The sequence below is a fragment of the Lactobacillus kalixensis DSM 16043 genome, assembly GCF_001434335.1.
GTDB classification, from domain to species: Bacteria; Bacillota; Bacilli; order Lactobacillales; family Lactobacillaceae; genus Lactobacillus; species Lactobacillus kalixensis.
On the sequence record NZ_AZFM01000095.1, the window covers coordinates 1 to 363 of the forward strand.

1 pseudogene is annotated in these 363 nt (G+C 35.0%); it reads left to right on the forward strand.

Annotation, left to right across the window (positions count from 1 at the left end):
• Positions 1 to 132 precede the first annotated feature (132 nt).
• Positions 133 to 363, forward strand: a pseudogene (locus FC46_RS09915) (IS4 family transposase); the annotation flags it as partial.

A 363-nucleotide genomic window follows, 5' to 3' on the forward strand; every position in this document is an offset into this window, starting at 1 on the left:
CTGAAACTTGAAAGCTAAGAATCACGCTCTTTCCGCGTGGCTCTTGGCTTTTTCTTTGCAAAAATAAAAACACAGGAGCTCTCCTGTATTATACTTTAATTGTCCAAATTCAAAGTAAGGAGTTCCTGCGTTATGAAAAGTATAAAACAATTGGACGAAGAAAACGATACTAAATCACTAATTTCTTCTTTTATTAAGCTAATTGGTCTAGCTAATTTAGCTAAAAAGGTTAATTTTAGACGTAAGTCGACTGTGTCACTTTCGATGGTTATCGCATGGCTAATGTCAGTTCATTTTGCTCGTCATTCCTTATTTCGAGCAAAAGATGATGGTAACTTTACTATTAGAACAGCTCGTAATGTC